Below are 5,342 nucleotides of genomic sequence, written 5' to 3' on the forward strand. Positions count from 1 at the left end.
GCCGATGTTGACGGAAAGGGTGAAGTCGTCGCCACCTTCGCGGTTCTGCTTCTTCCAGATGCCGCCGATTTCCACACGGCGGCCCTTGGGTGACTTGGCGTAGAGGCGATAAACAGGCGCTTTGGCGTTGGTGCTGTCGAACTCTTCACCGACGATGTCGAGGTCATAGGCGATGGATGCGATGTTGCCGGAAAGTGTGTTGTCTGCGTTGAAGCGGATGAAGTAGACGACATCGGTCATGGCAGTGTTTCCTTGGTTTGCGTTACCGATGGTCACGATCAAGCGGCCGGACGACAGTCAGCACAAATGCCAGGGCATTTGTCGCGGGGACTGCACCCGCAGGGCCACAGCGTCAGCGGAGCGCCGCTGGCAGGCAGGAATTTGTCTCGCGAGGAACGACATCAGTCAGGGGAAATTCGTGCCTGTGGCGGTTGCCGTACGACTGGCCGGCCGCAGTGACCCATCAACTGAGGCAACGCTCTCCAGGGAAAGACTTTGACAACGTTCCGGCTTCGTCTCATCTTCTTGACCGCGGACAACATGATGCCGGCGCGGCAAGTTCCATCGCGATCCTTGATCGTCACGCCGGTGTTGATTGCGCCAACCAAGCCAAGGCAACGCTCCAATCCTTGTTCGCCAATACGCCAGAAGGGCGTCGCGCCGATTACGGCGACCTACGAGAGGAACAGTATGTCCGGATCGGCCTATTACCTCGACGGAATATTTCTGGCACGGATTGCGAACACAACACCGGGGTACACTTGCAAGAGACGTGACGCGGTGCGCGTTGCCAGCCCCGAGCTGACGACGTCGCCAACTTGTAGCCAGGAGCATCATCCTGCCCACGAGCGGGTTCTTTTCGACCTTGGGGGTAGGGCGCGACGGGCCGCAGGATTGGGTAACACGAGCCGGAATACTATTTGCGCGCCGACAAAGCGGATAACTCCGTTTTATGCAATTTTGTCGTTCTGATGAAAGCGCAATCTTTCGACTGGCGTAGCCCGATTCCGCTCCCTGAATTTGCGAATAAGGACGCTTCCGAGCTGCCGTCTCGTCGATGCGACTGGAGACGGAAGTATTCCGCTTCGCGCCAGCACTAAGTTTCCGGCCAACCACCAAAACGCTGAAAAAAGGGCGGGCAGGGGTGCGCGAGTTAAAGGGTCGAAAGGAGGGTTCCCCTCGCCCCATCGATCAGTTTGAAAAGCTCGTCTTATGCTGCTTTGGATGGCTTGTCGGAAGTCTTCGGCAGAACCGACAATTTGACACCGAGCGCTTTAGCCACGCCAATAAGGGTTGAAAGCTTTGGATCACCACTTTCGCTGAGTGCCTTATAGAGCGCTTCGCGCGTTACGCCCGCTTCCTTGGCAACTGAACTCATTCCGATGGAACGGGCTACATCACCCAGCGCATGAGCGATCAGTGAAGGATCTCCATCCTCAAATGCGGCCTCGATGTATGCGAAACGCTCTTCCGGCGTTTTCAGGTGATCAAGAACATCAAAGCGGGTCGTTTCGAGTACCATGTCAGATCTCCTTAGCCATTTTTTTTGCCTGAGCGATATCGCGGCTTTGCGACGACTTATCACCACCGCACAGTAGAATGACCAAGGTACGTCCTGTGTAGGTCAAATACAGGCGATAACCCGGTCCGTAATCGATGCGCATCTCGCTGACGCCTTCTCCGACAGCTTTTATATCGCCGGGATTTCCAAGCTCTAGCCGTCGAATTCGGATGGCGATCCGTGCCGCTGCATTTCGGTCTCGCAACGTACTCAGCCAATCAGAGAAAACAACGGTCTGGCGGACTTCGATCATGTGTGAACTATAATTTACAGCAGCCAAAAACGCAAGTGAAATGTGAACTATAGTTAACACGAACGCCGGCCGCAGTGGTAGGGGGTACTGGCGACCGGCGGCGACCGAATTCATTCTGCCGCCACGGACGAAACCCATCAAACTCGCGAGTACGTTTCAACGTCTGATTAACACGCCCCAACGCCGACCTCCATCTGCCAAAAGAGGGGAACCATTTCTCTATTGGTGCGCTGATGAAGAAGGAAGGAGAATAAGATGGACGACCAGGTCAGGAATTTAAGAGTCTTCGCAGGAGGAGCGGATGCGTTTTATCGCGAGGCAGGCCCACGGGCGCGCCGGTCCTACTATTACCTCACGGCTATCCCTGCTCATCGCAATACTTGGTCACCCACCGTCCTCCCACGGCGATCATATGGGGACCACAATAGCACTACATGCCTGAACAATCCGCCCGCGCTTACCTTCGTGATTTGCCCGAAGCATCTTTGCACCTCCTGGATGGAGGTCACTGGCTGCTTGAAACGAACCTCCACGAGGTTGTGCCAATCATGAGGCGAATTTTAGAGAGTTTGGAGTGGTGATTCACTCTGTGGCATCGGTGCGCGTTACCGATCCATGCTAATTTCGCTGTCACCCTGCTCGTCGCGCGCTTCCATTGCGATGTCGTGAAGCGCCTGCGTGTTTTCAGGGTCATACTCTGCCGACAAGATAACGCTCAGGAACGCAGCGCGAGCGATCTCCTTCTTAGAAGCTTTAGGGTGACGTTGTTTCACGGCATCGATCAAGGCCTTAGGCTTCATGTCCGGAACGGCCAAGTCTCTGATTGTGCTCGCAATGTCCTCGATCTCACGAAGTTTCTTATTCTGCATTGGGCCTCCTAGTTCAGGCAGGCATGATCGCATAACTAAGTCGTTCTTTTGTGACAGGCGAAAGATCCAGCGGGTTCGATCAGGCAATGCACGGATGGTTCGCTACGTTGAATAGCGGCTGCCTTGCCCAGAAGCAGCCGTTCGCAGCCGCCTGCCTAGCGATCCTAAGTTGTCGAGGCAGCCCCCGACTGGAACACCATTCGTTCCGGACAAGGCAAGGATGACGGACCGTGCCAGCCGATCATGGATCTGATCGCTCTTGCGCGATTCTGACGGGTTTGCACAAAATGGACCAGGTGGCCATCCGTGGCGGAATTGCCGGAAACTAGGACGCTCGGGGGGAGGGGTGGGGTCAAAAGCGTTGACCGAGGCAGGGATTGCAGAAAAGTCGGTGATCTCTTGAGAGGAGAGGGCCGCGTACCGCGGCTCTAGTATCCACCGCTGTTCCGCCGATCCTCGTCGAAATCTGCCGGAAAGACCGCAAAACCAGTCGTTTCCGCTCATCCCGGGCGACCGAGAGCCGGTGTCGATCCACTTAATTAAGCGGAATCAATCTCCTTGGAATGATAGAGTCTGTTGCCTGCCAGGATCATTGGAATCTTCCGGGTTAGCCGAAATGCGCCAAAAGCAGACGTAACACTACGTCAGAAATGATGGTCCAAGGCCACTTTGATTCCATGACTCGTTGGTTTTTGACAAACGGGCGTGGGGGAAATAAACTCTGCCTCTCTGATAGGAAGGCTCGGACAGAAATTCGTGGCTTTTCCAAAGCTCAGTTAGCAGCATGCCGACCAAACGCCGTCTTTTAAGTCGCGTTGTCATCACTAGGCGACCTGTTTCATTTGCATCAAAGCCTGCCAACTGCGGCGCGATTTCGTATACCGACAAGATCACAGTATGCGGTTGTTTTGCATCAGGTGTCACTTCCACGACTATGCCGCCTGGCTCATCGCATAAGGCGACTCGCGTAGCCGAGTTCGTTAAGACCGCGTCGCAAATGTCTAAAAGCGCGGCCGGAGCATCGGTAAATACCCCGCTGACACGAAAACCCGAAATTTGCCCTCGGTGAACAAAGATCAGTTCGCTCCACCCATGAAGGTCAAAGTTGAAATAGAGCTGAATTCTTTCATCGGCTTTGCTGACATCGCTGCACATTCACACCAGTTAGCGTTTTTGCGCCGAGTAAGCCAGTGTTTCCGGTATGGGCCGAAAGCGGTCTGGCCCGTTCAAATCTACCAGCGATAGGCGATCTTTGTTGGGTGTGTATGCCGCCGCTAGAGACTCTTTGGTTTGTGGGAGGCGTGTCTTTCTATATCATCGGGAGCCAACCCGTACCGATAAATTGCTGTGAAATTAAAGTAAGAAATAATAGAAAGCATAAGCGGTACGAAAAAGATTGGTATCCCTAGGTCTCCTATTTTGTAAAGCTCAATCAAGATCCACAGTAAATCAACCAATATGAAACCGATCAGAGCAACGCATGTCTTTTTTTTGCTCAGTGGAAAGGTCCACCGAACATCAAACGCATAAAAAAATACTAATAAACATTCAACAAAAGCGAAACACGTCCGCGTCGCAGCTACGATCTCGAAATCATTCGCGTGTCCCATCAAAGCCGTCACCGCCAAAGCTAGACTGGATACTGAATAAATTTTCCAGATCGATTTGGTCATAATTGCTTTTTTCTCGCGTCTCGCATGGTGCATATTCTCAGATATACGGGGGATCGTGTCCCGCTACAGGTTACGATCGCGTAAATCCTAAGCCGTCACGACAAGAGCACGTTCTGCAGCAACGTTCACATTCTTTGTGCAACAGTAGCGCGTCTGGCGTCGGCGAGATCAGGAATGAAGCGCGCAAGCCGCCGCAACGTCGGTCGGTTGATTGCAGTCAAGCGCTGGGTCGAAATGCAACTTCCTCGCCAACAGATGAGCCGAGCCAGTCAGGAGTTGCGCCTTGAATGGCCCGTCGATGTTCGTCATCCGTGAGGCCACGAACTGTCGCATCGATTGCATCTGGATGATGCTCGAATACCGAAGCCAAGATAGAAATTGCGTTCTCGACTGGAGAGCCTAGATCATTGAAGACGGTCATCCAGTTAGTGCCAGATACCCTCCGTATCTCATCAGCCACTATAAGGTTGGCTGCCGAACTGACGATCCATACGTCACATTCGGTGTCGGCCTTGGTGAGCGAGTAGTTTGGATCAACCGACACTATGATTGGCGTTGCCATCCTGGGCCCTCCGCGTAAACGGGACCTTACGACAGAGCCATGTTGTCCGCAAAGGGCCGATTGCAGACCTAAAGGAGCCTCGCCGCTTTCCCGCTACGCCTCGTGGCATTGTTGTAATAGCTTGAGGCCTGCTGTACGGAGCGATGCTTTGACTGCTCCATCGCCTCGGGGAGGGGAATCCCTCGATTGGCGGCTTCGGTCAGATAACCGGATCGAAGCCCGTGGGCGGAAAAGTCTTCCGGGTTTAATCCGGCCATGACTGCCCTCTGTTTGAGGATAGCGTTGACCGACTGCGGACAGGTCGCGGATGTTGTCCGACGCACAGGTCGCCAGCAACTTTTCCAGAACATCACTAGTGACAGCCTTGGCGCTTTTGCGCTTGCGTGGACGCGGTGTCGCACGGACCGCGAGACGGATAGCCGAT

The 5,342-nt window shown here is 54.0% G+C and carries 6 protein-coding genes and 2 pseudogenes; 1 reads left to right on the plus strand and 7 read right to left on the minus strand.

Going from position 1 to position 5,342, the window contains the following annotated elements; all coding sequences use genetic code 11:
• The 3 genes from HWX89_RS13280 to HWX89_RS13290 form a co-directional block, all read right to left on the minus strand.
• Window positions 1-240, minus strand: a 240-nt coding sequence (locus HWX89_RS13280) for a DUF736 family protein (protein WP_210271393.1), incomplete at its 3' end; no start/stop codon positions are given.
• 970 nt (window positions 241-1,210) lie between these two features.
• Entirely contained in the window at window positions 1,211-1,522 is a 312-nt protein-coding gene (locus HWX89_RS13285) for an addiction module antidote protein (RefSeq protein WP_138793098.1), read from the minus strand.
• 1 nt (window position 1,523) lies between these two features.
• The gene (locus tag HWX89_RS13290; protein WP_138793100.1) at window positions 1,524-1,814 is read right to left on the minus strand and encodes a type II toxin-antitoxin system RelE/ParE family toxin; all 291 of its coding nucleotides are present in this window, start codon (window positions 1,812-1,814) and stop codon (window positions 1,524-1,526) included.
• Window positions 1,815-2,191: 377 nt separating this feature from the next.
• On the opposite strand from HWX89_RS13290, the pseudogene HWX89_RS26260 reads away from it, so the two are divergent.
• Window positions 2,192-2,395 (plus strand): annotated as a pseudogene (locus HWX89_RS26260) (alpha/beta fold hydrolase); the annotation flags it as partial.
• 24 nt (window positions 2,396-2,419) lie between these two features.
• On the opposite strand, the gene HWX89_RS13295 reads toward HWX89_RS26260, so the two are convergent.
• The 4 genes and pseudogenes from HWX89_RS13295 to HWX89_RS26650 all read right to left on the minus strand — a co-directional run.
• A complete protein-coding gene (locus tag HWX89_RS13295) occupies window positions 2,420-2,683 on the minus strand; it encodes a hypothetical protein (protein WP_138793097.1) in 264 nt (87 codons plus the stop codon).
• 639 nt (window positions 2,684-3,322) lie between these two features.
• Window positions 3,323-3,838, minus strand: coding sequence for a hypothetical protein (locus HWX89_RS13300; RefSeq protein ID WP_138793096.1), 516 nt, complete (start codon window positions 3,836-3,838; stop codon window positions 3,323-3,325).
• A 735-nt stretch (window positions 3,839-4,573) separates the two neighbouring features.
• On the minus strand, window positions 4,574-4,918 hold the full coding sequence (locus HWX89_RS13305; protein ID WP_138793095.1) for a hypothetical protein: 345 nt from the start codon (window positions 4,916-4,918) through the stop codon (window positions 4,574-4,576).
• A 68-nt stretch (window positions 4,919-4,986) separates the two neighbouring features.
• Window positions 4,987-5,214, minus strand: a pseudogene (locus HWX89_RS26650) (tyrosine-type recombinase/integrase); the annotation flags it as partial.
• Window positions 5,215-5,342: the final 128 nt, after the last annotated feature.

The sequence above is a fragment of the Rhizobium sp. RM genome, from assembly GCF_013390595.1.
Taxonomy (GTDB): domain Bacteria; phylum Pseudomonadota; class Alphaproteobacteria; order Rhizobiales; family Rhizobiaceae; genus Agrobacterium.